This is a genomic window from Arthrobacter globiformis, assembly GCF_030817195.1.
Classification (GTDB): domain Bacteria; phylum Actinomycetota; class Actinomycetes; order Actinomycetales; family Micrococcaceae; genus Arthrobacter; species Arthrobacter globiformis_D.
On the sequence record NZ_JAUSYZ010000001.1, the window covers coordinates 2,770,909 to 2,796,878 of the forward strand.

The window sequence follows — 25,970 nt, forward strand, 5'->3', positions numbered from 1 at the left end:
TTCCGCGAAGAACCCTGTCCGGGTCGAATCCGTCCCGTCAGCCCTGCCGGTGCTGGTAGAAGGACCGGGCACGGCTCTGGGCGAACGACCACGCCCGCTTGTGCAAGCGCGCGTGAGCTTCGGGTTGCCTGGGGTCATTGCTGTGGAGAATGAACTGGTCCACCGGTGACATCACGGCCATGCGACCAATGAGCGAGCGGTCCGCCCTGCTGACTCTCATTCCGTCCGGTCAAGCCGGTCGTGTAGCCGACTCTCCAAGTCCTGCAAGGTTGGAAGCAACTGCGATCGACGCAGCCTGGCCGTTGGCCTGCCTGCCGGGGGTGCGTGCACCGCCGCTTCTGGATCCAACAGAACACCTTCTGGGCTTGATCTCCTGGGCCTAGCCATGAGATCTGTTGATTGTGCCCTCGCCAGCAGCAAAATAGGTACAGGCACCACCGGCAACTAAGGAGCAGACATGAAAAAGGAACTGCGCATCAGCTTCTCGGTGCTTACTCTGGCTGCGGCGCTTGGTGGCTGCGGCGGCAACCCCGGCTCCACAAGTCCCACCACAGGTACACCGCAGGCGTCTGCCACCGCTCCGGCACCGGGTGTGTCCACTACTGCGGCAGCGGACGTGGAGCTCAAGACCGCCACCTCAGCGGCGGGCCCGATCGTGGTGGACAAGGACGGGAAAAGCGTCTATTTCTTCACGAAGGACGTCAAGAATTCGTCCACCAGTGCCTGCAAGGACGCCTGCGCGGCGGCATGGCCGGCGGTCACGACAGGCTCGGATGCACCCAAAGTGGAAGGCATCACAGGCACAGTGGGTACCATCAGCGCAGCTGGCGGTTTGAAGCAGATCACGCTCAACGGCATGCCGGTTTACCACTATGCCAAGGACACGAAGGCGGGGGACATCCTCGGCCAGGGCGTCAACAACGCGTGGTATTTGGTCAGCCCGTCCGGTCAAATGTTGAAGTAGCCGGAGACGGAATTAGGCCCGGTATGGCCGCTGGGCTGCCGTCCGGAAGCCAGATTCCGGACATGGACGGCCCCTTTCCAGGCACTAGTAGCGCCTTATTCTGAAGCGGGAATCGTCGGTTCGACATAGAGAGTAAGGGCGATGTGCAGCGGTTCCGAGCGGATCCGGGGTGCCGAGCCTCCACGTTTTCATTCTTTGCGCCATGAAATGTCCGAAGGAGATGCAACGCCATTACTTGTTGATTTCCGCCCGCGACTTGCCTCGTGCGCGGGTTTCAGGCAGCGTGCCGAAAGCCGATCATCAGGCCGGCACTGGTAACAACGGGCCGAATGAAGGCGCGCCGCATACACGACTTGTCGGGTCAAAACAGCTGCTACGCCGCTCTGGATCGTGCAGCAAAGTGGTCAAAAAAGAGGGTGTGCACAATGTGCACACCTGGGGCTTCGGATTCGTTTGGACCGGCGTCGGACCGGTCCGGATTGGGGAGGTTTTTGGGGAAGTGGCGGTTTTGCGAGGGGAGGAGCGTGGTTCGAGTCCCACCTCGGGCACGTGTTTTCCCTGTTCAGGGGCTTAGTAGCCTCTGAGTGTGCACGTATTGTGTTGTGAAGGGCCCCTTCGGGGGCCTTTTTCATTGGTGGCCGTTGGTGTGGCCGGCGGTTTTGGTGCTTGTTACCTGTTCATGGACGTGACTGCCTGAGGCGACATGACCTGAGTCTGGGTGGTTGCTTGTTCACCTGGCTTCTCCTTCTCGGTTCGTGGCGGCTGTTCTGCTTCTTCATGTTGGGTCCGGGGGAGAGCGACGTGACTTGTGCCCAACCGGTAGGGAATTGTGGCCCCCGGACACCAGCAAGCACTCTGATACGGGTTACCGTGCCCGACCGGGAACCAACGTCGCCGCATACGGAGCCCACGAAGCTCACACCGCCTTTCTTCCCCGGGTCCACGGTTTTTCCGTCGATACACCTGTTCATGGTTGCTTTCGGCGTCTACTACATGAGGGTGTGGATTCTTGGCGCGATGTCCCGAGTTGACGTGCCTGCCGCCTCGCTGATCTTTCATACTCGTCCATGGCCAGCCTGTTGGATGACTACATGACGGAATGGTGAGACGCGCCGAAGCACCCTTAGCCGCTAAGAACCCAACAGCGGTCGGCACTCCGCGCATCGCATTGGGTGCGCTTCGCCGGTTCTCGGTTTCATATGCGCTGTTATCAGCGATTGATGGCAGCAGCATGCTGACCCCTCAGTGCCTGTGTCAGGTGTCTTGTAACTAGCGATGCACGCACCGCGCGAGTTCAGGTGGTGAGTGCAACACCCTGAATTCTGTGGGGTGTCGTGATGGGCAGACCGTGGTCGCCGTTGAGTGTTCGTTTAGCAGGTTGCAGTCGCACTCACCCCATGGGCCAGAAAATGGATCCGTGCAGTTGAGGCGACGGCAGGTAGGGTGAGACGTCTCGTGTCCGAAGGGTTGCAAGACGTGTTCTGGAAAAGTCCGTCCGCGCCCGAGGCACTACAGAGTGCCAATAATCTAGTGTTGGGTGAGACACGCCGCACCTCATCAAAATACGTTCGTGCCACAGACCTGAGCCCAAAGTGGGTCAGTAGGACGTTGTGATGCGTTCCCACACTTCGTCAGCGTCGAGGTCAAGGCCCAGTTTCTTGACGTTCTGCTGCACGAGGAGCCGTCCGGTATGGGAGAGGTGGGCATGCATAGCGGCCGCTGCCGCCTCCCCCTCGCCCCGCGTGATGGCATCGAAGACTGGATCGTGCTCATGTGCAGTGTCCACGAGGGTGCGGTCAACGCCTGCTGTTGACGCGCCCAGTATCCGCGTTGACGCTCGCAGCCGGTTGATTATCTCCCGGATTCTGTGGTTTCCGGAGGCTTGGATGATGAGGTCGTGGAAGCGCTGATCGTGCTGGAAGAACCGCGTCTCGTCGTCTGCGGTCGTGGCGTCAAGCATCTGCGTCATTTCCTGACGGAGCGCCAGGACGAGTTGTTCTGACGCGTTCAGGGCTGCGCGGCGTGCGGAGGGACCTCCAGCGCCAGCCGAACGGCGAATATTTCTGCGACGTCTTCCGGGCGGGGCTGAACGATCCGAAACCCTTTATTGCGTTCAAACCGAACCAGGCCGGCCTCCTCCAGGCGCAGCATAGCGTCACGGACCGGGGAGCGGGAGATGTCGAAGGTCTCCGCCAGTTGGTACACGGAATACACCTCGCCCGGCTTCATCTCTCCGGACATGACCGCGGCTCGCACTCTGTTCATGACCTTGCCCGTCAGGGAGGTTTCGGGTTCTCCGTGATTCCGTCAATCTGGCAGGCCGATCGTGTTGGAGTATCGCAGTGCCTCAGGCCGATTGGGTGCGCCCGTTGTTCCTAGACTATTGTCACGGAGGACCACCGGGGGGAGTGGACTCTGTTGTCAGCGCAGAGGATGAAGTTGAGGGAACCGGACGCCTCCGCCACGGAGTTCGACTAGGTCGCGGATAAGGGGCTCGCTGGACCCGCGCCGCTGGCATGGAACCATAGTGCTCGGCGAGCTTCGCCAGCCCGTCATCAAGTGAGACAGCGGGCGTCCAGTTGAGGAGTTTACGGGTGTCGCGCTGGTCGTACCAGTGGGCGGTGGAGAGCTGTTCAGCGAGGAACCTGGTCATCGGCGGCTCTTCTTTGCGCCCGGCCCAGGTCCAGAGCTTCTCTATCGCCGTTCCCGCTGCCCGTGCCACCCCGCCCGGCACTTTCCACGAAGGCGCGGGGACGCCCCCCGCAGCGCATATGCCCGACAGCAGCTCGCCGACCGGGCGGGGCTCGCCGTTGCTCACGACCAGGGCGCGGCCATGGACGTGTTCCATGCGGTGCAAGGCGGCGACGATGGCCGAGGCGGCGTTGACCACGTACGTGGTATCGATCAGGGCGCCACCGGCGTCGAGCAGAGGCAGGCGGCTTCGGGCGGCGCGTGCCAGGACCCGTTCCACCAGTTGAGTGTCGCCGGGGCCCCAGACGATGTGGGGACGCACCGCTGTGACACGGAATTCCGGGGCGTCCGCTGCCAGCGCCAGCAGCTCTGCCTCGGCCTTGGTGCGGGAGTAGTGGCCGTGCGCATGTTTCGGGTCAGCGGGCTCCGCGCCCACCCCGGCGATGGCGGCGCCGGAGTTGGCCACGGACGGGGAGGAGACGAACACCAGATCCCGTACCCCGGCCTCACGCGCGGAACGGAGCAGATGGCGGGTGCCTTCGACGTTCACCTCGTTGAACTCGGTGGCACGGCCGGTGAAAGAAACTTTCGCGGCCAGGTGAATGATTCCTTCTGCGCCCTGGACTGCTTCGCGGACCGCTACATCGTCCGTGACGGACCCGAGGAAGTCCGTGGCGCCGTCGACTCCTGATGGACGGCGCTGAAATGTAGCCACAGCGTGGCCCTGGCGAATCAGTAGCCCGGCCACTTCCCGCCCGAGCAGTCCGCTTGCGCCGGTGACGAGGACCCTCATGGCTCTCCCGGACGGCCGCCGGCCAGCACCCGTGAAGCCCAGCGGGACAGACGGGTCCTGTCGATTTTGGCGTTGTGCCGGATGTCGGTGGGTTGTGCGGGCACTGCGAGGACAGCGGAGATGTTCACGCCCGCCTCAAGCGCAGCCGCGCGGACGCGGCCGGCGAGCTGCGGCGGAGCAGGGCCGGATTTGCGAGCGGGAGGTACGGTCTCGACGATGGCGACGACGGCCTGGGTTCCTGCCGGGCCGACCCCGGCGATGGCGGCCAGCCGGACGCAGTCCAGGCGTTCGATGGACTGTTCGAGCCCGACGGGCGTCACCACAGCACCGGGCGCTGTCACGACATGGGGGAGACGTCCTTCCACCCAGAGCCGGCCGGCGGCGTCGAAGTGCCCCACGTCGCCGGTGCGGTGCCATCCGGGCAGACTGCTGCTCTCCTGCTGGGTCAGCCAGAGCCTGTCGTACGTTTCCTTGACGTGCGCGGCGCTGACCAGGATCTCGCCGGTGACGCCGGCATCGGTCACGGGATGGGACCCGGATGCCCTGCCATCCGCCGCCAGTTCGACGACGGCCACGCGGGCGCCATGCACGGGCATCCCCACGCACACGCCATTGCCTGCTCCCGCCACGGTGCCGGCGGCTGCTTCGGCATCGGCGGACTGGATTTGTTCGAGGCTGATGTCGGTGACCGGCAGCACCTCCGTCATCCCGTAGGGGGTATGCAGAGAGGCGCGGGGCAGCAGCTGCTGCACCTCCGCCAGGAGCCGTTCCGGGACGGGCGCGCCGGCGGAGAGAAGCAACTCGACACCTTCCAGGGCTTGATGCCCTGCCCCAGTCAGGGCCTCCCGGGTGGCAAGGAGGTTGCGCAGCGCCGCCGGTGAGGCGAAGACCACCGTAGCGTCTATGGCCGCGGCGGCGTCCGCCAGCGCGCGGGCCGTTAAGGTGCGGGGCGCAGTAACGTCCATGGCTGGCGTGACCGAAACCGCTCCGAGTGCCGGGCCCAGCAAGGCGAAGGGGGCGAAGCCGGCCACGAGCCGGGCACCGGAACGTATCCCGAATGTTTCGGCCACCGTATCCCGCATCGCGGCCAGCTGCCGGTGAGTGTAGAGCACGCCTTTGGCAGGACCGGTGGAGCCGGATGTGAAGAGCACAGCGGCCGGGGCGGTTGGGTCCAACGTATGCGTTAGCCGGCCTGCGTCGTGTCCGGCACCGCGCCCGGTCAGGGCGGACAGTGAGGTTTCGACGCCCAGGATCCGGCGGCGGGCGGCCGGGAGGTCCCGCACGCTGATCCTCCGTCCCGGCCAGCCGAGCATCGCGGCAGCCGTCAGCGCCTTGTCGATTCCGATCAGGAAATCGGGCGTCGCGCCTTTCACGGCGCGGCTCAGGCCTCTGGTTCCTAACCCGGCGTCAGCCACGACCACCACCGCACCCAGCTGGAGGCAGGCGTAGAGGGCTACGGTCAGGTCCACTCCCGGTGGAACCATCAGGCTCACCCTGCTGCCGGTGCCCACTCCGGCTTCCCGAAGCCCCGCGGCAAGGTTCACAATGGCTCGGTCCAGTTGCTGCCAGCTGAGCGAGCGGCTGACTTTGCCGTCCGGTGACATTTCCGCGACGGCGGTATCTCCTCCCGCGGACCCTGCTGCCTGCTCACCGGGCAGGTCCCAAAGGGGCCGGAAGCCCGTCCGTGGCTCCGGGTCGACTGTCTCCGTCGGGCTCTGGCAGGCGATCGTCATGGTTTCCCTTGTTCGGGGATCGCCCCTGTTGGTCCTGCCTTGCCCGGCGAGCCACTGGAAAACAGGGGCGGCGATGTCCCGGTCTTCCGCCACGAGATGTCCTGCGCCTTCGAACCGGTGCACGTCCGCGTGGGGAAGCCGGCTGATGAGGTCCTTGAGGTATCGGTCGGAAAAGATGGGATCCCTGGGGCCCCAGAGCATCAGAGCCGGGACTTTCAGTCTGCGCAACCCTTCCGCTATGCGGTTGAGCGCGGGGAAGCTGGGATGGGACGCATCCAGGGGAATATCGGCAACGAAATTCCCCACCCCGGCCCGTTGGCGGGCTCCGCGGTAGGGGGCCATGTAGGCGTTCCGGATGTCGGCGGGCAGCGGCGGGTGTGCCAGTGAATGTGTCACCCGCAGAAAGGCGTCGGACGTCGTCGTTCCCCACCCATGCACTGCGGGGTGCAGGGCAAGCCGCAGGGCTCGCGGGATTCCCGCATTGGAGGGCTGGTGGACGGCCGTGTTGGTGAGCACCACCCCGGTGACGTGCTGAGGGTGCGCCAAGGCCCAGCCCAGGCTGATCACGCCTCCCCAGTCATGACCCACGGTAACGACCGGTCCGTCCAGGCCCAGTTCGTTGGTAAGGTCCCCCAGGTCATTGATCCGGTCCGCCAGGCGCCGGAATGTGCCGGTGCGCTCCGAAAACCCCATATCCAGCTGATCCACCGCCACCACGCGCCACGGATGTACCGGGTCAGATCCGGCGGCCAGCAGCGTCCGCCACAGATATGACCACGTCGGGTTCCCGTGGACGCACAGCAGGGTGCCGGCGGGAGTCAGGCCGCGGAAGGAGAGCTGGGCACCGTTGTCCAAGAGGTGCCAGCGGCGCACGGTGCCCGGCTCATCGGTGGCGGAGGTGGAGACAGCACTGATTTCACGCGACCATTCGGGGTCGACGCCGGGCCAGTCTGCGACTACCAAAGGATTTCCATCATGGCGGTGTTCAGGCCGGAACCGACCCCCATGCACAGCACGCGGTTCCCGGTTTCGAGGAACTGCGCCTCGGCGGCGAGGGTCATCGGGAGGGAGGCAGGGCCCACGTTGCCCCAGTGCGGGAACGTGATGGGAACCCTGTCCGGATCCAGGCCGATGGCGTCAATGATGGCCTTCGTGTAGGCATTGCTCACCTGGTGTGTAACGTACCGGTCCATCGAGCCCCAGTTCCATTCCGGCTGTGCCTCGTGCCAGGCATCGACCACGAGCTGCAGGCCGCCGTCGAGCAGGCCCTTCGTATCCGTTGCCATGCCATCGATGCCGCCCACGCACAGTTCATGGTGCTCGGTGCCGGCCCGCATCACGCCGCCGACGATTCGGTGCGCGCCGGGATGCAGGTCCGCCGGGCCGAGGACGGCCGCGGCAGCCCCCGATCCAAGCGTGAGCGTGGCGAACTCCCGGTTGAAGTCTTCACGGGTGGTCTCTGGCCGTTGAAGTCTGGCCAGGGTGGCCTCCTGCGTTGCCTGAGCGTCCTCACCGTTGACGATCATCGCATGTCTGATCTGGCCGGAGTCGATCATGTTGGCCGCCAGCGTCAAGCCGTTGACGAATCCGAGGCAAGCGTTGGCCAGGTCGAAGTTCATGGCCGACGAGGGCAGGCCGAGTCCGTGGTGGATCTTCACCGCGACGGACGGTTCCAAGTTGCGCCGGGTGACTGAGGTATTGATCAGCAGGCCGATTTCGGACGCTTCTACGCCAGCCTCGGCCAGGGCCTTCGCGCCGGCTTCGACGGCAGCATCATCGAACGAGGTCCCAGCAGCCCACCAGCGGCGGTGTGTGATGCCGGCAACGCGCTCAAGCAACCGCGGCGGGAACTTCAGCCGCTGCAGAGTCGACGCCAACCTGCGGTCGAAATCCGTGGAACTCACGATCCTCGGAGCCTCGACACTGCTCACCGAAAGCAGCGCGGTGTTGGTATGCCGGAAGGTTGCATTCCCTGCCAAGTTGAGCCCCTGTTCGTTCCGTCCTGCATTCATGCGGTGACTGTACCCATAAAGCCCAAGAGCTTAACTATGCCGGTGCGAGCCCCTGCATGTCGCCCCAAAGTGGCACCGCATTCGTTCCGCAACCCTCTTGCCAAAATGCTGGTTTTCGCAGTGCAGAAGTCAGACCGAGCTCCGCCCGTGGAGCCGCAGCCGTTTCCACAGCGCCGGGTCTCGCTGGTGCAGTCTGCTCGGCAGGGTTCAAGGAATGAACCCTAGGCTCCATTGGCTCTCTCGAAGGCCACTCAATATCAAGTAGAGTGCTTTTAGAAATGGGGCCGCCTGCTGGCTGATTTGACCTGCGATCCTGCGGCTTTCGGATCGTGACTACTGCGGATCCCCGGCCCGGCGGCCCAACGGCGGGCCATCCCTCGGCTGACACTATGGAACGCATTCTTAGTACGGCGTACGAGCTGTTCTCCCGGCGCAGTATCCGGGATGTGGGCGTCAACGAATTGATCGAGACGTCCGGGGTCGCCAAGTCGACGTTCTACCGGCACTTCCCGTCAAAGGACGACCTTGTTCTCGCGGTTCTGGCGCTACGGGATCAGGTCTGGTTTTCTGGAATCGTTGCCGAGGCACAGCGCCGCAGCGCCAGTCCTGAGGAAGAATTGCTGGTCATCTTCGATGTCTTCGCTGACCGGCTCCATAGCGGCGGTTACAAATCGAACATGCTGATCAAGGTCCTCATGGAAATGGCCCAGATCACGCCCTCGGCCACGTGAGCGTGCAGTACCTGGCCAGGATCCGGGGGCATGTCGAGGACCTGGCCGAAGACGCCGGGCTGGAGGACTCCGAGTTGTTTGCCCGGCATGGCACCTCCTCCTGAAAGGCTCCATCATCTCTGCCATGGAAGGCGATCGTGAGGCGGCCAAAATAGCCCGGCAGTTAGCCAAATCCCTCATCGAGCGCCACCGCCGCTCCGTGCCCTGACCTAAATGCTCTGATTAACGTGCAGGCACAGGTGAACTGTACGGGCAGGATAGCTGCCTCCGCGTGTGCCTTGGCATGAAGACAGAAAACTATACGGTGGACTTGGTCGGCTGCGCTTCGCAGAAGCTGCGGCGGCCGGCGCCGGCCCGCGAACTGTATGTCTCTCAGCTGTTCAACAAGGCCGCCGCCTCCGCGGAACAAACCTGTGACCGCTGGTACGTCCTGTCAGCCAAGCACGGACTCCTGCACCCGGACGCCATCCTCGAGCCCCACGACATGAAGCTCGGGACCAATCACCGCACGTCCCCGCCCACCACGCGTGGTGCAACCGGGTCCGGGAACAGCTGGCCGCCGAGCTCTCGGGCCTGGAGAACGTCACGCTCACTGTCCTGGCCTGGGAGCAGTACCGGTATGCCGTCTACGGGTGCCATTGGCCCCACGAGATTTCGATGAAGGGCATGGGCATAGGCCAACAACTGGGCTGGCTGACCGAACAGCTCGCAAAGGAGCCCGTCCGGGCAGCCGGGTAGGGGCCAGCAGCAGCTTCTATTCTGCGGGTCGGGGCAATGACAACGAATCCGTGCACCTCGGTGAACTGCGAAACGCGATCCTCGCCGAGGCTCTGTTTCTCGCCGCCCTCTGCCAGAATCCCGCCCTCGGGCTGCCCTGAAATCCGGAGTTCGCCCTGGTTCCAGCCGGGTCCCACTACGTGTGAGCGTTGACGCTTGGGGTTCTCTCTACTCCTCCCAGCCCAGCCATTCAATTGCTTCCTCTCTAATGGCGGGGGAAACCGTATGGCCGCCCGCGAACTCCCGGTAGGTGACGTTGTAGCCCTGCCTTTTCAGGAGGGGCACCAACCGGCGGCTGGTTCGGTCAATCCGCAGGACGTTATCCCGGTCGCCGTGGGAAACGAAAATGCGGGGTCTGCCGGAGCGATGCGCGGGAGGGACAAAGCCGGGGGAGAAGGCAATGATTTTGGAAAAGAGGCCACCGTTTGCCAAGCCCAATCCCAAGGCGTAGGAAGCGCCATCGGAGAACCCGCCGATTGCGATACGGTTCGGGTCAACGAAGACCAGTTGGAAGATCCGTTCAAGCGCCCGGTTTATCGCCTTGACGTCGGATCCGAAGGTGCCGCGGACGCCGTCCCAGGTTGAGGTTCTGGACGACGGTGCGGCCAGGACGAGTCTGTGTTTTTCGGCATAGCCGGACAGTAGGCCTAGCACTCCTGCCGCCTCACCGCCGGCTCCATGAAGCAGGAGAACAAGCGGGGCCGGCCGTCCGGGGCGCAACGCTGCAGGCACGTAGAGTAGGGTGTCCCGTGCCGGTTCGATACCCAGTGCATATTGTCCCGGGGCGGGTGCCTGGCCTGGTTCCTTGCCTGGCACCGCGGTCAAGGCAGCGAGATTCCATGAGGCTTGCAAACGGACGATCCATGGTTACTTGGGGCAGCGGAGAGGGCAACCGCCGTTGGTACAGCTGCCCTCTCCTTGGAGGCAGGCAGGACCGGGTTGTCAGTAGAAGGAAATCAGCTCGACGAGTTCTCCGACGCGGTCCTCGGGATAGTTCCGGGCGATGTCAGCCTGGCTGATGATTCCGATCAGGTCGTGGCCGTCGATGACGGGCAACCGGCGCACCTGGTGCTCTCCCATGGTTCTGATTGCTTCCTCGATGGAGTCATCGGCCCCGATCGTTACCGGTTTGCCCTGACCAAAGTCCCCGGCCTTTGCGGTGCGCGGGTCACCGCCTTCAGCGAAGCATTTGATGACGATGTCGCGGTCAGTGATCATGCCTTTGAGCCTGTTGTCCTCCCCGCAAATAGGCAGGGCGCCGACGTCCAGCTCTTTCATCTTCCGGGCCGCGGCTTCCAGGGTTTCATTTTCACCGACGCATTCGACGCCGCCGGTCATGATTTCACGTGCTGTCGTCATGGCGCTCTCCTCATACTGGGTGGCTGGTTCCGGACCGCCGTGCCGGTGTCCTCTTTTTGCTCGGGCACGCGTTAACGCTAAGGATGCTGAGTGTAGGTGTCCAGAGCGGCACGCCGAGCGACACACGGGACGGCTCCGCAAGGCTGTCACTGCCTGGTGGGAACACCTGGATCCACTCCTGGGTGGACGGACCGACCAGGTACACGGTGGTCCATTCAAGACAGGTGGCGGTGCTTTTCGCCGCCACGCATCCGATGGACGCCATCCCGCTCCACCACGATCTGCTCGGCGCCGACGACCCGAAAACTTCTTCACCCTTCGCACGTGATCACTCTGTGGGGGGTGGCCTTGAATCAGATCATCCGGGATGTGGGTCAAGGTTCGGCACCTTGAGGAGTCGACGGCGGTCTGGGTAGCTCGTCCGATCCCGGAGGGTGGGATCAGGGCCCTCCGCCGCCGACTCGATCTCAGCATCGGCCTTCGTCATTGGAAGAACGCTGGGGCTCCTTGCGGAAGTGTCGTAGGGCGAGAGGGGCTGCTCAATTCTGCCCCAAGGTTGCCCACCCTTTTCCCGAGGTTGCCGACAAATACTGAGACCGTCCTAGAAGAACCGGAAGTAAGCGCCCCGGTCTCTTCCAGAACCGCCGGGTCCGGAAGCACCCCCCGTTGACCGGACCCGGCAAAACCGAAGACCCTCCTCCAGTCCAGACCGAAAAGGGACTTCCCCGGGGCGGACGAAACACGGTTTAGGTCGCCTTTCTCGTGCCCGCTACCAGCGGCTGATAGGGTCCGTCCCATGGATGAACTGCTGCTGCCCGAGACCGCGGCCGTCGAAGACCTGTCTGGCAGGCAGGGTTTCGACGAGGAATTCCTGGGCCAGCGCGTGCCACTGCCTGGGCTGGCCGGCGTGGAGACCGTCCTTCTGCCGTACACGCACTTCTCGGTGCTGATGCGCCTAGCGTCTGGCGGCCGTCACCGGTGTCGGGATCGACGGCGAAAAGCTTAACGCCGCCCCATAGGCAGCCAAGTTCAACCAGGGCCCGGAGCTGTGACTGGGCATCGAGGACTACCTCCAGGAACACGCCGCCCAGTACCGCAGCCGCGTTGTGGTCCTCACCGGCCCGGTCTTCAGCGCCCTCGATCCGGTCTACCGGGGCGTGGACATTCCGCTGCGCTACTTCAAGTCGCCGCCTTCATCCACCGGGGTGAGCTGGCTGCCACCGGATACGTGGTTGACCAGACCCGCAGATGGCCGAACTGCCGGACGTGCCTTGGCGCGGGATAACCGAGGACGTCCCGCCGCTGGGTCCGTTCCGGACCTTCCCGGCACCCATCCGGGACATCGCCGAGCTCACAGGCCTGGACCTGGACCAGCTGATAGCCGTGGACCGGATGCCCATCGCCGCCACCCTTGGTACTGCCCGGGCCAGATCGACGTGGCGGCTGCTGGGCGACGTCGAAGACCTCGACCTGGACCTCGAGGACTAAAGGCCGCTGGGCCGCAAGTGACCCAGGTTTCGCGAATGGGGCGGGCTACATTCCCGGCCCAGCCACCATTCGTGTGGGTGTCTTATTCAGAGATGAATCTGGCTTCTTTACTGGCGTAGAAGATATGGCGGCCTTTGCCGTCCAGCTTCGCAACGCAAGATAGGCAAGAAGGCCGCCTCTGATCGACATGGGGGAAGCGTCCCGGCGAGCACGCCGGGGCGCTTCGGCGTCCGGACGTCATGGGTGACGGATCAAGGTGCGTCCTGATTCGGCTGACCGGCCTGGCTATTGTCCGGCGACGCAGTGATCAGGCCCAACTCATGTGCCCGTTGGACTGCCATCAGGCGGTCGCAGACATCTAGTCTGCGGTAGATGTGTTCAAGGTGCTTTCCAGCGGTGCGCGGCGAAATGCCGAGCCGCCTGCTCATGGCCTCGGCGGTGAGCCCCTCGATCAGAACGGACAAGACCGTCATTTCGCGTGCTGTTAGATCCTGCGCGAAGCGGTCATGGGTGGGTGCTCCAGCTGACTGCGCTGTCTTAAAGTGCACTGCAAGGGCGGTCAGAATTGGTTGCAGCAAACCGGCCAAGTCGAGTTCTTGGTCAGTGAAGTCGCGGTCTGGTCGCTGGACGAGGTAGGAGTTGAGGTCAGGCCCCCCATTTTGTGGCGGTATAGAGCTCATTGTTTACATTCCGAGGCTCCCGTCCAGGTTGGCTCTGGCCCCAGAGCCTGGACATCCATTTTCCCGATTACAACGTCGGAATCGATTATCAGGGGGCGCAGCATTCACGGCCTGTTGAGCAAGCAACAAGAGCGGATGGATGATCCTGCTCGGCCTGATCCCGTTCGCGGGCCCGATCATCCTGCTGGTGTTCACGCTCCTGGGTCCCGACCCTGCTGGGCAGCGGTTCGACCAGCCCGCAGCTTACTGACACCGCCAGCAATCTGATCGCCTGAGAAGCCCCGCTGTCACCTGACAGCAGGGCGTTCTAATGCACAGAGGATGGCATGGTGTCCGATGAACCCAAGAAGCACCGATTCCTGACCATCGACCAGGCCGCTGAAGAGCTGAACGTGGAGCAAAGCCTCATCCGGTCACTGATCAGGAGCGGTGAGCTTCGCCATCCAGGTCGGCGGCCGGGCCATCCATCTGGCGCATCGTGGCCAACGACCTCGAGGACTATATCGCCGAGGCCTACCGCCGCACCGCTGAGCACGTTGCCGCCGGTGAACTCAAGGAGGCCGGGGAGCCTGGCACGGAGCAGGCGTGATGCACCTGGCCGGTCACACGTACTCCGCCCACTGCCCCTGTCCACGGCGTATCGCCCGGGCTGGGGAGCAACAGATGAGCGAAAAGGTACCCCTGCTGAATTCCAATGACCCGGGAAGTGGTCCGGGCGCAATCCAGCGCGAGCTCCATCGGCCGAAAGGGGGCGCCGGGATGCTCCTGTCCAACGGCGACCTTCGCACCGGAAGCACCAACACAAGCTGCAGTGACGGTGTACAGCCCGGCTGCCGGCACCTTCGCCGTCGTGCCAAAACCCCTGAAGGGGCCATCGAGTGGCCCCTCCTCAAAAAGGAGGACTGGCCCCGGCGCCGCCTTAAGGAGCCGGTCCAGCTCAGCGTAGTTTTTGACCTCACGCGCCAGGACCTGAGGATCCCTGTGGGGCTTAGGGGTCCCTGCTCCCGGAGTCGGGTCAGGGGTCGGGATGTGCACTGGTTCGGGGGCAGTGGTTGGGGGGTGCACCGGCTCCGGGTATTCATAGACGCACCCCGCAGTCCCGCTTAAAGGGATCAGCAGGCACAGGGCAAGTCCGATCCGGTGCCGCCTGTCCTTCATTCCCACGTTTCCATGGTGGGCAATCCAGCCGTTCGAAACAACCACCGTGCCAGTCAAGATGCATCATCTGGAAGACACGCCGCACTGTACCCGCCATCCTGTCGGTGCCCGGGAGGACCATGGAGCCATGACGGCTCCAACAGTGGAAGCGGCGATCAACGACCTGATGGATCGCGCCTGGAATGTTGTCTACGACCTGCTCTCGGAGCGGGGCCTGCTCGGTGACGGGCTGGACGTCGAGGAGTACACCGGGATCCATTCCTGGGTGGACGGCCTCACCCGGTACACCGTCGTCCACTCTCAGGCCGTGGCGGTGCTGTTCGCCGACACCCGGCCGGTGGACGCCGTCGTGTTCCACCACGACCTGCTCGGCGCCGACGACCCGAAGGCTTTCTTCACTGTTCCGGGGTAGACCGGGCGGGACGCCGCATGATGGAAATGCCGCTTACCACTTTCGGTTCCTCTACCTCTGCCAGCCCAGCCAGTTGATAGCTTCCCGGGAGATGGCAGTGGGTACAGAATGGCCCCCGGGAACTCTCGATACGTGACGTCGTAGCCGTCCGTTTTTAGGAGAGGCACCAACCGGCGGCTGGTGCGGTCAATCGGCAAGACAGTATCCCCTCTCTGTGGGAAACGAAGAGGCGGGGTTTGCCAGTACGAGGTACGGGCGGGACAAACCCTGGCGAGAATGCTATGACCCTGGAAAAGAGGCCCCCATTTGCTAGACCCAAACCCAGCGCGTACGAAGCCCCGTCCGAGAAGCCGCCCACAGCGATCTGGTTCGGGTCAACGAGGACCAGTTGGAAAATCCGCTCCAGCGCCTGGTTAATCATCTCGACATCGGGGCCGAAGGTTCCACGGACGCCATCCCACGTTGAGGTTCGCGACGACGGTGCTGCCAGGACGATCTTGTGCGACTCGGCAAAGGCGGACAGCAGCCCTAAACCTCCTGCTGCTTCACCCCCGGCGCCGTGAAGCAAAAGAATAAGCGGGGCCGGCTGTACGGCCCCTATACCCGCCGGCACATGGAGCAATATGTTCCGTGCAGACTCAAGGCCCAAAGCATTCTGCCCGGGAACAGGTATCGAGGCAGGTTCCTTTCCGGGCCTGGCAATCAAAGCACGAAATTCAGCGAAGTTTCCCGCTGACGGTCCATATTTACTCCAGAACAGGCGGAGAGGGCAGCAGCCGCTGTAAGGGCTCCTGCCCTAACCACGAAGCTTCTACGTGTGGTCACCCTTTCCAGCAGTCGTTACGACGTCAGCGAAGTTGAAAGTAGTTCTTGGAGGTGGTCGGCACTGCAAGCCAGGGGCCGGCGTCAGTTGCCGGGCCATTCTCCGGTCCAGCGCTCGAAGAGCCGCGCGCCGCCGCGGTCGATGACCGTCTTTATCACTGCGAAAATAGCGCCCTGGATGGCGGCGGCTATCAGGATCTCTTTCAGACCGTAGCCGGTTGCCAGGGGGTTTGGGGGCTCATCCCGGTCGCCCGGGGCGGCGTGCTTCCACACCTGTTTGAAAATTTGTCCAGCGATGGCGCCGCCGATCAGTCCTGAGGCCAGCCCGATCGGCCGGTACAGCGTTTTCGCTGGGTTGCTGGTGGGTTTCTTGGCCATAACATCCCTCGTCTGCAACAGGGGCTGGGTGCTCGGACGCAGGCACCCGGTGGCTACCCAAATTACTCCAAACACCGCCACCGCATAACCTGTTGCGGACGCCTGCGTGTTTCCATCATGACCTGCTGGGCGCCCTGGAAGACCTCGACCTGGACTTCGACATGGAAAACTAGGCCTGCTCGGCGATGTCCTCCGCCCAAAGCTCCGGGTTGTTGTTCTGGAAGGTGCTCATCATGTCCACGCAGCACTGGTCATCCAGGACCACCACCTCAACGCCACGTGATCGCAGAAGCTCGAATTCGCCGTCGAACGTGCGCGCTTCACCCACCACCACCCGGGGAATTTTGAACTGGATGATGGTCCCGGTGCACATGGCACACGGGGCGAGGGTGGTGTAAAGCGTGGTGTCCCGGTAGCTCTTCTGTCGGCCGGCTGCGCGAAGGGCGGACATTTCGCCGTGTGCGATCGGGTCGCCGTTTTGGACCCGTTCGTTGTGTCCGCTCGCGATGACCACGCCGTCACGGGCCAGCGCTGCTCCGATGGGGATCCCGCCTTCGCTGAGGCTCTTTTGTGCGGCCTGGTAGGCGGCTTCGAAGGCGGGGTCGTGGGCTGTTTGTGGCTTCTGGGTGGCGGTTTGCTGCTGTTCGTGGCTCATGTGGTTATCTTCGCATGCGGCTATTTCGGACCGCTTCGGCAAACGCACTGGCCGGTGGACAGGAGGGGCCATCGCTCCCGAGCCTTGAGGCGGCCTCGAGGTAGAGATAGTCGCCGGCAGCTTCCTCGAATCCGAAGTCCATCCAGTAGCGCCGTAATGCGGCCGTGGCCGCCACATGCTCCGGAGACCCTTCCTCCGGCGTCTCCTCCGCCAGCGGCGGCACCGCCTCCAGGATGACCATCGCGGTGTTGCGCGCCACGGTTCCCAGAATCGCCTTCAGGATAGTGTGGCCAATCCGGTTGCCCCGGAACTTGGGCTCAACTGTCATAGAGGACAGGAGGAGCAGGTCGCCTCCCAGGTCCATCCCCGCCGAATGCATCAGGTCAGGTCTTTCGTGGAAAAGCATCTCTGCGAGCAGCATCATCTCTTGGTCAACCGCGTCCATGGCGTCCAGCAAGTGGATCGTACCGGCATCAGGGATGATTCTGAAGTTCGCCTCACCAACGTGCACGTCATCGCCGTCGGCCCCATCCTTGTCGCCGAGGCCGCGCCGCGCACCGAGACGGTCCAGTCCATTGGATAGCCGGTCGGATCGTGATCCGGTCCAGGGACGCCCCGATACTCGCAGCTATACCGAAAGATCAGGTGCTCCGGATCAAGAGCAGGCATCCGGGTGTCCTTCATGGATCAGTGCAGGAATCTCTTCCCGCAGTCTATGCGCGCGCCCAATTGCACGGACATACTCATTGTTGAAGCCCTGAGCCTGAGCAATCCGGATCGGACCTCGTGCCGCGTCCCGATCCGAGTTGACGGTGCCGGAGGGCCAGAGCCCGCACCATTGATTATCGGACCTCCGGGTTCGGGCAAGGGTACGCAGGCGGAACGCATTTCAGAGCGCCTCGGCGTCGTTGCGGCCTCCACCGGTGACATCTTCCGCGCCAACGTTAAAGCCGGGACGCCATTGGGTGTCGAGCCCAGGAAGTACAAGGATGCCGGCGGCTTTGTTCCGGACAGTGTGACCAACAAGATGGTCCGCGACCGTCTCGGCGAGGCCGACGTCGAGCACGGCTTCCTGCTGGACGGCTATCCCCGGACCGCGGAACAGGTTGACTACCTTGATATGGTCCTGGGCACCGTTGACCAGAAGCTCGACGTTGTCCTCCAGCTCACCGCTACCGACGAGGAAGTGGTAGCTAGGCTTCTGGACCGGGCCGGGGAAACCGGCCGCAGCGACGACAACGAGGCCGTTATCCGCCATCGGCTGGATCTTTACCACGCGCAAACCTAGGCCGTTGTGGCCAAGTATGCCGAGCGCGGAATCCTGACGCAGGTGGACGGCGTCGGCGGGATTGATGAAGTCACCGATCGCGTCATCCGGTCAATCACCCGGGCGGTTCCATACCTGGTTGCCCAATGACCCGGTCGGAATCCGCACTGTTCCCACTCGGGTGGGGCGCCGCCCCGGCCCCGACTTCATCGCAATGAGTGCCCTTGCCGTGCCTCGTCGTCAATGGTTGGCTTGGCCAAGCACCGCAATCGCGGATTGAACGGCAATAAGAGCATCTTCGGGACGGTTCCAAGCTGAGGGAGTGCGACTAACCGGCGACGAAGTTGACGGCCACAGCAAATCTGAGGCCGCCCGAATTCTTCGCAGCACATTCCCTGCCTCAAAGCGGCTGGTTGCATGCAGCCGCAGCTTCAGCGCACTTCTGTGCTCTGTGGTGCGATGAGTCCCGCTACTTTTGGGGCGGTGCGAGCCGCAATAACCAACGTAAAGGATGTTGCGAGGCCGAGAATCGTCCAGCCGTAAATTTCCCGGCCGGGGAGGGCGGCTGGTGGCACCTCGGCGCCGGTCATCAGGCGCACGGTGACGACGGTTCCTACGACCAGCCAGAAGAACGCGCCAACGCCAAACGCTGCCATGGCAGCATCATGGGCGTGGATGCTTGAGAATCCGATGCTGGCAACGAAGGATCCGGGCACGACGGGCAGTAGGTAACCGGGATGGATGGATTCCATGGATACCCCGCCGGTGACCCAGTGCGCCAGGAGCTGGGCAGCGACGATGGCAAGGGCGGCAATGCAAGCCATACACAGCCAGGCGCCCCATGGCGGCAGGTACTGGCTGTAGTGGGACGAAAGCAAGATCCCGATTAGTGGGATGAAGGACGCAAAGGGCCCTGCCAGTTCATGTCTGAGGTCTGCCCGGAATGCTCCTTTTCCGGCGAAGGCCCCGAACCACGTAAACGGCGGTCAGGATCAGCCACAGCGAGCTGGCTCGCCCGTAGAGGATTTCCTCCGGCCACATCGGGGACCCGAGAGAGCTCCCCGCGGCGGACCAGCTTCCGGGAAGACTGGCAAGCCCCAAGGGAACGCCGGAGCGGCTCAACGCCGGCATTCCCGAAAGGGGGCGGGAGCAAGACGCGATCCTGAGCGGCAGGCGTCAGGGCAACGGCGGTGCCAGTATCAGTCATGTTGTCAGAGCGCCCGGTTGGTGGGGGAAGATGAGCAGCGTGCTCGTGGCGGTGGCGAGGAGTTCTCCGCTGGCGGTGCTGAGGCGGCCTTCGGTGAAGATCACCCGCGAGCCGGTTTTCACGACTGACCCCTCTGCGCGCAGAGCACCCTTCTGAAGCGTGATGGGCCGCAGGTACTTGACCGCCAGATCGATAGAGGTGTAGCCGATCCCTGCTTCCAAGGTACTGTGTGCCGCGCAGCCGAGCACCGTGTCGAGGAGCGTGCAGGCCAGGCCGCCGTGCACCATGCCGAGGGGGTTGTAGTGCGCTTCTCCCGGCCAGCACTGGAACTCGATGTGTCCGTACCTCGCATCGACGAGATCGAAATTCATGAGGGAAGCGATCGGCGGCGGCGCAATGCTGCCGTCGCGGAGGCCGGAAAAGTAGTCCAGACCCGACAGCCGTGGCAGCTGTTCGAGCGCGATGGCCGGATCAATCCAGGTGAAGGTTTCCGAGCGTTGCGCCGAGGTGTTGGTTGACACCGGGGTTTCCTCCTTAGAGCTCTGCAGGTCTTCAGGGTTTGTCGCGGTCATACCGGGGCATTGGCTGCCAGGGCAGGGTACAGATCCGAGATCGAGCCAGACAGGCCGCGCTTCACTCCGGCGCTGATGTCGTCCACGATGACCTCGTAATCACCCTGCTCAAGCCCATCGAACGACTTCCGCGCGACTTCCTCGGGGGAGATCTTCGGGGCATTCACGCCCTTGGCCATGGCTGTGTCCATGTAGCCGACGTGAACACCCGTGACCTGCGTGCCTTGGGGCGCCAGTTCCACACGGAAGGAGTTGGTCGCCGACCACAGCCCGGCCTTTGATGCACTGTAGGCGCCGGTGAGCGCGATCCAGCTGAGCACTGAGTGGATGTTGAGGACCGCTGATGTCCCGCTGGCGGCGAGCACCGGCGCGAATGCCCTGGTCAAGGCGACCGGTCCGAAGAAGTTGGTCTCCATGACCTCACGGATCTTCTCGTCGGGGAGTGCCAAGAACGTGTCCGATTCGACGCTCATGCCGGCGTTGTTGATCAGAACGGTGACGTCCTGGGCCTGGGTAACGGCGGCCCGGATCGAGTCAGGGTTGGTGACATCGAGGGCGAGGGGGACGACCCGGGAGTCGTTCCACTCTTGCGGGCGGCGGGCCGTCGCGTACACCTTCGCAGCACCCCGGGCGAGGGCCTGTTCCACGAACTCGCGGCCCAGGCCTCCATTTGCACCGGTAACAAGGACGACGGCGCCAGATAGCAGTGGCATGGATTCTCCTGTTCTTAGATAGGCGGCGACGCGGTCGTCGCGACCTCAGAACATCAGAGTAGTCGAGTGAGTAGGATTTTCCAACTGACTTGTATACTTGAAGAAAGTACCGAAAGCAGGTGAACGATGAATCGGCCGACCGACAAGGCAGTAGATGCGCCCAGGGCGTGTTTCATCGCGGCGGGGCTCGACGTGCTCGGGGAGCGGTGGGCGCTGCTGGCGCTTCGCGAGATGTCTTTGGGCGTTCACCGGTTCGATCAGATCGCGCGAAATACCGGCGCGTCCCGCGACATCCTGGTGGGCCGACTGCGCACACTTGAAAGCCAAGGCGTGATCGAGCGCGTCCAGTACTCCGAGCGCCCCCCGCGCTACGAGTACCACCTCACAACTTCCGGGGCCGAAGTCGCGCCCATCCTCATTTCACTCGCAGCGTGGAGCAGTACATGGATGCGCGACGAGACACCCCGCGCCTCTTATCGGCACAGTTGCGGGGCCGACCTGAAACCGCTGGTGATGTGTGCGGAATGCGGTGAGGAGTTCACGCCAGGAAGTTTGATGCTGGGACCGCTTGTGTCAACGGCCGGTACGAGCCCGGCGGCCGACCAGTAACCACAAAACCAGACAGAGGACGACGGCGGTACATCCCGCCGTCGCCCTCTGGCCACCGTTGTGCACGGCTTTCGCCGGCCTGATTCCCTGGACTCAAACCTCAGGTTCCTTCTCGAAGCAGACTGACGACGGTATCGCGGCGTCATAGGGCGGATAGACCGGTATTTGCAGCTGCGACCTGCTCCAGTCCGGCCATCAGCCGAGTCGCCGCCCCGATGCGCGCGCTGCCGAATCGACGATGACACGCTTGACTTCCCACTCGCCGTCCAGCAGCGAAGTGCCCCGTGCCGTATCGCCTGCCCAAACGGTCTAACAACGAGGACATTCGCGACAAAGTCTTAAGTGCATCCAGGATCAGTGCGATGAGTGCTCTCTCGGCTGCCTTCTCGGGGAGCAGCAGCTGCTTGCGCCTGGCACAGGTGATGATTTTGCCGGCGGTCGCGAAAACCGGTGGCGCCTGGCTTTGATGTCGAGTTCCAGGCGTGGCCGCCGTCCGCGAGTGCGGTGAGCTGGAGGCCGGGAACTACAGGTAGGTCGCAGGCCAGTGCGGCGAGTTGGCCCAGGCCTATTGGCGGGGAAGACAAGCGGAGCGAACCCGTAGCCCCTTACACGTGCCCCGCGATTTTCTCCTCGTCTGAGTGTGCTTTCACGAGGGTCGCGCCCAGGTCGATGACCAGCGGGTCCGCCGACATGGCCTGCAGTTCCGGGTTCGGGTCCCGGCCGTATCCCGGGCCCTGGACGGCAGTTGGCCAGTGAACGAGACCGGAAGGGGCGGGAAAATACGGCCAAGACTGGACACGCGAAGGGTGCTCCTTTGCTCGGCAGAATAACGGTCTCGACAACCATATTTTCCTAGTTCAGAGCACCCTTCGCCTGTTTAAACACAAACCTAAAAACACCGAGTCATGAAAAGCGTGGGCTAGCCCACTTCTACGGATTTACTTGTTCCTACGGCTGCGGCCGGACGACGCCCATGTTTTGCCAGTTGGATTTGTTCGTAAACGTGGTGAGGCAGTTCGGTGAAGCGCGGCAGAAATCTGGTGTTGAGTTGGTCGCGGGTCGCCATGATGGCATACTACGCAGAATAGACCTCGCCAGCATCGGTGGTCACAATCCAGCGCGCTTGGGTGGTCACAATCCAGCGCGCTTGGGCCTCATCGAACTTGGCACCTGTGACCCGTGTATTGAGTTGAATATTTTTGAGCAGATCGAAACGGTCTGCCACGTGATTGATGTATTCAAGGATCTCGGGTTGGGAAGCGTACCGCTCCGTCCACGGCCACTCCTGCTGCAGTTCCTCCGAGAAGGAATACGAATAATCTAGGGACTCTATATCGCAGCGGGCGCCCGGGTAGCGGTTGTGGTACCAGGGCGGGCAGAAAGTTATCCTGGTTCTGGGGTCCGAAAACAGCCGCTGCTCCGTTTTTGGCCGGTGAGCGGATCGGTGACGTCGGTGGAACGATGGCGCCGTGGCTAGGAAGCGGTCTGCGTGGCGTACAAACAACGAGAACTGTCCTGATCCGGAACAGCGGAGAGCTTCGACGGTTCTGATGGGGACAGGCAGCCGGCTACTCAAACATCTTCAGGTACCGGACTATGGGCAGCCCCGGGCGGGTCAGTCCCGGTGAGCATGGGTGACGAAGTGCTCAACCCGGCGGTCAGGAATTAGCCAGATCAGGGCCACGATGGTGTAGACCGCAACCCCAAGCAGTGGCTGGACTGCGGTCAGCCCGAGGCCTGCGACGTAAATCAGTGGCGACGCTTTGCCTTTCCAGTCCCGGCCAATTGCCTGGGCGAGGGGGCCATCCCGGCCTTGTTGGCGGATCAGTGCCCGTTCCAGGATGAAGTAGGCGATCGCGGCGCACAGTAAGTTGATCCCATACGTCAGCACCGGGATCTGCACGAAGCCGGACTCATCCATCCAGCGGGTGGTGAACGGGATTAGCGAAAGCCAGAACAACAAGTGCTGATTGGCCCAGAGGATCGCCCCGTTGACCCTGCTTGCCAGGTGGATCATGTGGTGGTGATTGTTCCAGTAAATACCGACGTAGACGAAGCTGAGCAGGTAGCTGAGGAACGTGGGCAGGACGGACCCCAAACCACGCCAGGTCGGTTCGTCCGGCACGTGGAGTTCCAGCACCATGATTGTGATGATGATGGCGAGCACACCATCACTGAACGCCTCCAGACGGTTCTTGTTCATGGGGTACGGAGCAGAGCGCGCAACGTCTGGATGGTGTCGGCCTCCGCGGCCGTCTTGTCGTCACGGTAGCGCTTGACTCGTGCGAACCGAAGGGCGATTCCACCCGGATAGCGGGGAGAGTGCTGGACGCCGTCGATGGCGATCTCGACCACGGTGACCGGTTTGGTCCACACCGTACCCGCCGTACGCCGCATCTCCAACTCCTGGAATCTTTCGGTCTGCCATTGAAGCAGCGCGTCGGTGAGGCCCTTGAAAGTCTTGCCCACCATCACGTAGCCGCCGGGTTCGCCGAACTCGCCAACAGGGTCCAGGGCTCCGAGGTGCAGGTTCGACAGCAGCCCGGTGCGCCGTCCTGACCCCCATTCGCAGGCGAGCACCACCAGGTCGTAGGTGAGAACCGGCTTCACCTTGATCCAGTTCGAACCCCGCCGCCCGGCGGCGTAGGCCGAGCCCACCGCCTTCACGACCACACCCTCATGGCCGGCGGCCAGCGCATCGCGCAACACTCTCTCGGCAACAGCCGCATCCGCAGTGATTTTCCCCGGGATGCGGTGACCGGGGGCAATGCGCTCGAGCACGCCGATGCGTGCGGACAGCGGCTCGTCGAGCAGGTCGCGCCCGTCGATGTGCAGCACGTCGAAAAACCACGGATGCAGCAGCGTGGTGCGCGCCGCGTTCGCCCCGAACCGGGACATGGTCTCCTGGAACGGCCGGGGCCCGCCGTCCTCGTCGAGGGCTAGGGTCTCGCCGTCGAGGATCACATCGCGCACGGGCAGTCCTCGCACCACCTCCGCCACCTCAGGCAGCCGGTGGGTCACTTCGGCCAGGGTGCGTGTGTAGATGCGCACGTCGTCGCCGGCACGGTGCACCTGGATGCGTGCGCCGTCGAGCTTGTATTCCACCGACGCTTCCCCCGTCGCCTCCAGCGCCTCGCCGGCACTGGCCGCGGTTGCGGCGAGCATGGGCTGCACGGGACGCCCGACGACGAGGCCGACCGCGTCAAGCTGGGCCGCGGTGCCCGTGACCGCCAGCAGGGCGGTCCCGCCGAGATCGCCGGAGAGCATCGCTGCGCGCCGTACGGCCTCGACCCGCCGGCCGGCGGCGCGGGCAACCGCATCCGTCAGTACGCCTTCGAGTGCACCGGTACGAAGTTCTCCGAGCAGCACGCCGGCGATGAAGGCCTGCTCTCGTTCGGTGGCTTCCGCCATCAGAGTCCGAAGGGTGGCGGCGCGTTCCATGGTCGAGCCAGCGCCTGCGGCTGCCAGCAGCCGGTCCAACGCAACGTCGAGGTGGGCGATAGTGAGATTCGGCTCAGGAGCTGGCTCGCCCTTGGCCGCCCTCATGCCGCTCCAGCCGATCCCGACTCGGCCCTGGCGAGGCTTGGCGGTGAGCAAGCCGACGGCCGTCGGGATGTCCGCGGGGTCGAGCCGGAGCAGCAGGCCTGCCAGTTCGTTGACCTTGGCGAGCCGGGAGCGGGTGGCCGCGACGGCTTCCGAGGTCCTCACGAGCTCGTCGAGTAGCATGGCACCAGTCTGTCACGGCCGCTGGCTATGGACAGCGATTAGGCCCTGTTCCAGAATGGGCGCGTGGGAATCATCGTCGCCAACCTGTTTGTCACCCTCGACGGCGTCTACCAGGCGCCGGGCGGCAGCGAAGAAGATACCGCGGGCGGATTCGCCTTCGGTGGCTGGCAGGCTCCGGTGTCCGATGACGAGGCCGGCGCTGCCATCGGCGATGAGATTGGCCGCATCGACGCCCTGCTCCTCGGTCGGAAGACCTACGACATTTTCGCGGCCTACTGGCCGCACCAGTCCGACGAGATCGGCGGCACGCTCAATCGGGTGCCCAAGTTCGTCGTCTCCAATTCACTGGTTGCTCCGGCGTGGGCGGGCACCAAGGTGCTGCCAAACGCAGAGGCAGCGGGCCGGCTCCGTGAAGAGTTCGACGAGGTGCACATGTTCGGCAGCGGAGTCCTCATCCGGTCGCTACTGGCAGCGGACGTGCTCGACCGCCTCCACCTCTGGCTCTATCCGATCACCCTCGGGCAGGGCAAGCGCATCTTCGACGCCGTGACCGTCCCCGCCTCCTTCCGCCTCGCCGAGCCGGCGCGCACCTTCCCGAAGGGGGCAGTGTCGCTGGTCTACGACCGAGCAGGCAGCGTGGCGACCCAGGATATGCCGGGCGCCTGATGGGCAAGGTTATCGCGTCCATCACCACGTCCGTTGACGGCTTTATTACCGGCCCAGACGACAGGCCCGGCTGCGGCCTGGGCAAGGGCGGAGAGGCGAGCAGCCTCGGGATGGTGCGGAGAAGCCACCGCGCACAAAACCATACCATTTTCAGCATAACCCTCACAGCCCACCCGGAGATCCCTCCGTCGCATGGGGACAAGTCCTGCCCCGTGCGGTCTGGCCTCCGTCCGCGACGATGTCTGTGGGGGCGGTGTTCGCTCGCCAAAACCGTCCCGTTACCTGGCCGGGGTTCGCCTCCGCTGCTTGTCACGTCGCATGTCCAGGGGCGGGGCGGGGCCGCACCCGCGTTCCCTTGGTGCCGATGAAGGTGCAGTGGTCTCCGTCTGGTGCCTGGAGTGTCAAGTGCACCAGGCCGTCGCGTTGCTCGGCGGCCATCACGTGGAAGTCATGATCCCTGATACGCAGTACTGTGCCTTCATTCACGGTCTTGAGTTTGAGCGGATTGTCCGCAGCTGCTTGTTTTGTCTTCATGCACCTTCATCCTGATCTATATC

Annotated in this window: 29 protein-coding genes and 4 pseudogenes; 11 read left to right on the top strand and 22 right to left on the bottom strand. The window is 63.6% G+C overall.

The window, feature by feature from the left end:
• Positions 1–457: 457 nt before the first annotated feature.
• Positions 458–964 carry a COG4315 family predicted lipoprotein gene (locus tag QF036_RS12540; protein WP_307102265.1) on the top strand — a complete coding sequence of 169 codons (507 nt, stop codon included), beginning with the start codon at positions 458–460 and terminating at the stop codon, positions 962–964.
• A gap of 1,597 nt (positions 965–2,561) precedes the next feature.
• On the opposite strand, the gene QF036_RS12545 is transcribed toward QF036_RS12540, so the two are convergent.
• From QF036_RS12545 to QF036_RS12565, 5 genes are all read right to left on the bottom strand, one after another.
• A complete protein-coding gene (locus QF036_RS12545) occupies positions 2,562–2,933 on the bottom strand; it encodes an FCD domain-containing protein (RefSeq protein ID WP_307102266.1) in 372 nt (123 codons plus the stop codon).
• Positions 2,934–2,971: 38 nt separating this feature from the next.
• Complete coding sequence (locus QF036_RS12550) at positions 2,972–3,229, bottom strand: GntR family transcriptional regulator (RefSeq protein ID WP_307102268.1); 258 nt, start codon at positions 3,227–3,229, stop codon at positions 2,972–2,974.
• A 121-nt stretch (positions 3,230–3,350) separates the two neighbouring features.
• A complete protein-coding gene (locus QF036_RS12555) occupies positions 3,351–4,448 on the bottom strand; it encodes an NAD-dependent epimerase/dehydratase family protein (RefSeq protein ID WP_307102270.1) in 1,098 nt (365 codons plus the stop codon).
• Entirely contained in the window at positions 4,445–7,144 is a 2,700-nt protein-coding gene (locus QF036_RS12560) for an alpha/beta fold hydrolase (RefSeq protein ID WP_307102272.1), read from the bottom strand. Before QF036_RS12560 ends, QF036_RS12555 begins: the two co-directional genes overlap by 4 nt.
• Entirely contained in the window at positions 7,138–8,160 is a 1,023-nt protein-coding gene (locus QF036_RS12565) for a 3-oxoacyl-ACP synthase III (RefSeq protein WP_307105900.1), read from the bottom strand. The genes QF036_RS12560 and QF036_RS12565 overlap by 7 nt, the downstream gene beginning before the upstream one ends.
• Positions 8,161–8,582: 422 nt before the next feature.
• On the opposite strand from QF036_RS12565, the gene QF036_RS12570 reads away from it, so the two are divergent.
• Both QF036_RS12570 and QF036_RS25330 read left to right on the top strand, forming a co-directional pair.
• Complete coding sequence (locus QF036_RS12570; protein WP_307102275.1) at positions 8,583–8,924, top strand: TetR/AcrR family transcriptional regulator; 342 nt, start codon at positions 8,583–8,585, stop codon at positions 8,922–8,924.
• Positions 8,925–9,207: 283 nt separating this feature from the next.
• Positions 9,208–9,369: pseudogene (locus QF036_RS25330) on the top strand (DUF6884 domain-containing protein); the annotation flags it as partial.
• Between the two features lie 56 nt (positions 9,370–9,425).
• Here the strand turns inward: QF036_RS25330 and QF036_RS12575 are convergent.
• Positions 9,426–9,563 (bottom strand): hypothetical protein, encoded by a 138-nt coding sequence (locus QF036_RS12575; RefSeq protein WP_307102276.1) that lies wholly within the window; start codon positions 9,561–9,563, stop codon positions 9,426–9,428.
• Between QF036_RS12575 and QF036_RS25335 the strand changes: the two genes are divergently transcribed.
• The gene (locus tag QF036_RS25335; RefSeq protein WP_373460292.1) at positions 9,498–9,662 is read left to right on the top strand and encodes a hypothetical protein; all 165 of its coding nucleotides are present in this window, start codon (positions 9,498–9,500) and stop codon (positions 9,660–9,662) included. The two genes, QF036_RS12575 and QF036_RS25335, sit on opposite strands and share 66 nt — an antisense overlap.
• Before the next feature lie 207 nt (positions 9,663–9,869).
• Here QF036_RS25335 and QF036_RS12580 read toward each other — a convergent pair whose 3' ends face one another.
• Both QF036_RS12580 and QF036_RS12585 read right to left on the bottom strand, forming a co-directional pair.
• Complete coding sequence (locus QF036_RS12580; protein WP_307102278.1) at positions 9,870–10,355, bottom strand: alpha/beta hydrolase; 486 nt, start codon at positions 10,353–10,355, stop codon at positions 9,870–9,872.
• Positions 10,356–10,643: 288 nt separating this feature from the next.
• Positions 10,644–11,060 carry a CBS domain-containing protein gene (locus QF036_RS12585; RefSeq protein ID WP_306922528.1) on the bottom strand — a complete coding sequence of 139 codons (417 nt, stop codon included), beginning with the start codon at positions 11,058–11,060 and terminating at the stop codon, positions 10,644–10,646.
• A gap of 796 nt (positions 11,061–11,856) precedes the next feature.
• Here QF036_RS12585 and QF036_RS12590 point away from each other — a divergent pair.
• A complete protein-coding gene (locus tag QF036_RS12590) occupies positions 11,857–12,066 on the top strand; it encodes a hypothetical protein (RefSeq protein ID WP_307102280.1) in 210 nt (69 codons plus the stop codon).
• 242 nt (positions 12,067–12,308) lie between these two features.
• Positions 12,309–12,548 (top strand): hypothetical protein, encoded by a 240-nt coding sequence (locus QF036_RS12595; protein WP_307102283.1) that lies wholly within the window; start codon positions 12,309–12,311, stop codon positions 12,546–12,548.
• A 251-nt stretch (positions 12,549–12,799) separates the two neighbouring features.
• On the opposite strand, the gene QF036_RS12600 is transcribed toward QF036_RS12595, so the two are convergent.
• Entirely contained in the window at positions 12,800–13,135 is a 336-nt protein-coding gene (locus tag QF036_RS12600; RefSeq protein ID WP_307102285.1) for a response regulator transcription factor, read from the bottom strand.
• A gap of 229 nt (positions 13,136–13,364) precedes the next feature.
• Here QF036_RS12600 and QF036_RS25460 point away from each other — a divergent pair.
• Positions 13,365–13,478, top strand: a pseudogene (locus QF036_RS25460) (DUF805 domain-containing protein); the annotation flags it as partial.
• Positions 13,479–14,513: 1,035 nt separating this feature from the next.
• The gene (locus tag QF036_RS12605; protein ID WP_307102287.1) at positions 14,514–14,798 is read left to right on the top strand and encodes a hypothetical protein; all 285 of its coding nucleotides are present in this window, start codon (positions 14,514–14,516) and stop codon (positions 14,796–14,798) included.
• A 154-nt stretch (positions 14,799–14,952) separates the two neighbouring features.
• Here QF036_RS12605 and QF036_RS25340 read toward each other — a convergent pair whose 3' ends face one another.
• From QF036_RS25340 to QF036_RS12620, 5 genes are all read right to left on the bottom strand, one after another.
• Entirely contained in the window at positions 14,953–15,219 is a 267-nt protein-coding gene (locus QF036_RS25340; protein ID WP_373460293.1) for a hypothetical protein, read from the bottom strand.
• A gap of 281 nt (positions 15,220–15,500) precedes the next feature.
• Positions 15,501–15,623: a twin-arginine translocation signal domain-containing protein gene (locus tag QF036_RS25345; protein ID WP_373460137.1), complete on the bottom strand. Its 123-nt coding sequence runs from the start codon at positions 15,621–15,623 to the stop codon at positions 15,501–15,503.
• Positions 15,624–15,704: 81 nt separating this feature from the next.
• The gene (locus QF036_RS12610; protein WP_307102289.1) at positions 15,705–15,998 is read right to left on the bottom strand and encodes a DUF4235 domain-containing protein; all 294 of its coding nucleotides are present in this window, start codon (positions 15,996–15,998) and stop codon (positions 15,705–15,707) included.
• Between the two features lie 169 nt (positions 15,999–16,167).
• Complete coding sequence (locus QF036_RS12615; RefSeq protein ID WP_307102291.1) at positions 16,168–16,653, bottom strand: nucleoside deaminase; 486 nt, start codon at positions 16,651–16,653, stop codon at positions 16,168–16,170.
• Positions 16,654–16,657: 4 nt separating this feature from the next.
• The gene (locus tag QF036_RS12620) at positions 16,658–17,164 is read right to left on the bottom strand and encodes a hypothetical protein (RefSeq protein ID WP_307102293.1); all 507 of its coding nucleotides are present in this window, start codon (positions 17,162–17,164) and stop codon (positions 16,658–16,660) included.
• A 327-nt stretch (positions 17,165–17,491) separates the two neighbouring features.
• Here QF036_RS12620 and QF036_RS12625 point away from each other — a divergent pair.
• A pseudogene (locus QF036_RS12625) lies at positions 17,492–18,070 on the top strand (adenylate kinase).
• 281 nt (positions 18,071–18,351) lie between these two features.
• Here QF036_RS12625 and QF036_RS12630 read toward each other — a convergent pair.
• From QF036_RS12630 to QF036_RS12640, 3 genes are all read right to left on the bottom strand, one after another.
• Positions 18,352–18,840: an SLAC1 family transporter gene (locus tag QF036_RS12630; protein ID WP_307105901.1), complete on the bottom strand. Its 489-nt coding sequence runs from the start codon at positions 18,838–18,840 to the stop codon at positions 18,352–18,354.
• 283 nt (positions 18,841–19,123) lie between these two features.
• Positions 19,124–19,648 (bottom strand): PaaI family thioesterase, encoded by a 525-nt coding sequence (locus QF036_RS12635; RefSeq protein ID WP_307102294.1) that lies wholly within the window; start codon positions 19,646–19,648, stop codon positions 19,124–19,126.
• A gap of 47 nt (positions 19,649–19,695) precedes the next feature.
• On the bottom strand, positions 19,696–20,412 hold the full coding sequence (locus QF036_RS12640; protein WP_307102296.1) for an SDR family oxidoreductase: 717 nt from the start codon (positions 20,410–20,412) through the stop codon (positions 19,696–19,698).
• Positions 20,413–20,538: 126 nt separating this feature from the next.
• Here QF036_RS12640 and QF036_RS12645 point away from each other — a divergent pair, with 126 nt between their 5' ends.
• Positions 20,539–21,021: a winged helix-turn-helix transcriptional regulator gene (locus QF036_RS12645; protein WP_307102299.1), complete on the top strand. Its 483-nt coding sequence runs from the start codon at positions 20,539–20,541 to the stop codon at positions 21,019–21,021.
• Positions 21,022–21,940: 919 nt separating this feature from the next.
• Here QF036_RS12645 and QF036_RS12650 read toward each other — a convergent pair.
• The 4 genes and pseudogenes from QF036_RS12650 to QF036_RS12665 all read right to left on the bottom strand — a co-directional run.
• Positions 21,941–22,078: pseudogene (locus QF036_RS12650) on the bottom strand (ABC transporter ATP-binding protein); the annotation flags it as partial.
• Between the two features lie 18 nt (positions 22,079–22,096).
• A complete protein-coding gene (locus QF036_RS12655) occupies positions 22,097–22,246 on the bottom strand; it encodes a hypothetical protein (protein ID WP_307102300.1) in 150 nt (49 codons plus the stop codon).
• Positions 22,247–22,636: 390 nt separating this feature from the next.
• Complete coding sequence (locus QF036_RS12660) at positions 22,637–23,224, bottom strand: TMEM175 family protein (protein ID WP_307102302.1); 588 nt, start codon at positions 23,222–23,224, stop codon at positions 22,637–22,639.
• Entirely contained in the window at positions 23,221–24,747 is a 1,527-nt protein-coding gene (locus tag QF036_RS12665; protein WP_307102303.1) for an ATP-dependent DNA ligase, read from the bottom strand. Before QF036_RS12665 ends, QF036_RS12660 begins: the two co-directional genes overlap by 4 nt.
• Positions 24,748–24,810: 63 nt before the next feature.
• Here QF036_RS12665 and QF036_RS12670 point away from each other — a divergent pair, with 63 nt between their 5' ends.
• Complete coding sequence (locus QF036_RS12670; RefSeq protein ID WP_307102304.1) at positions 24,811–25,413, top strand: dihydrofolate reductase family protein; 603 nt, start codon at positions 24,811–24,813, stop codon at positions 25,411–25,413.
• A 309-nt stretch (positions 25,414–25,722) separates the two neighbouring features.
• On the opposite strand, the gene QF036_RS12675 is transcribed toward QF036_RS12670, so the two are convergent.
• A complete protein-coding gene (locus QF036_RS12675) occupies positions 25,723–25,947 on the bottom strand; it encodes a hypothetical protein (protein WP_307102306.1) in 225 nt (74 codons plus the stop codon).
• Between the last annotated feature and the right edge of the window lie 23 nt (positions 25,948–25,970).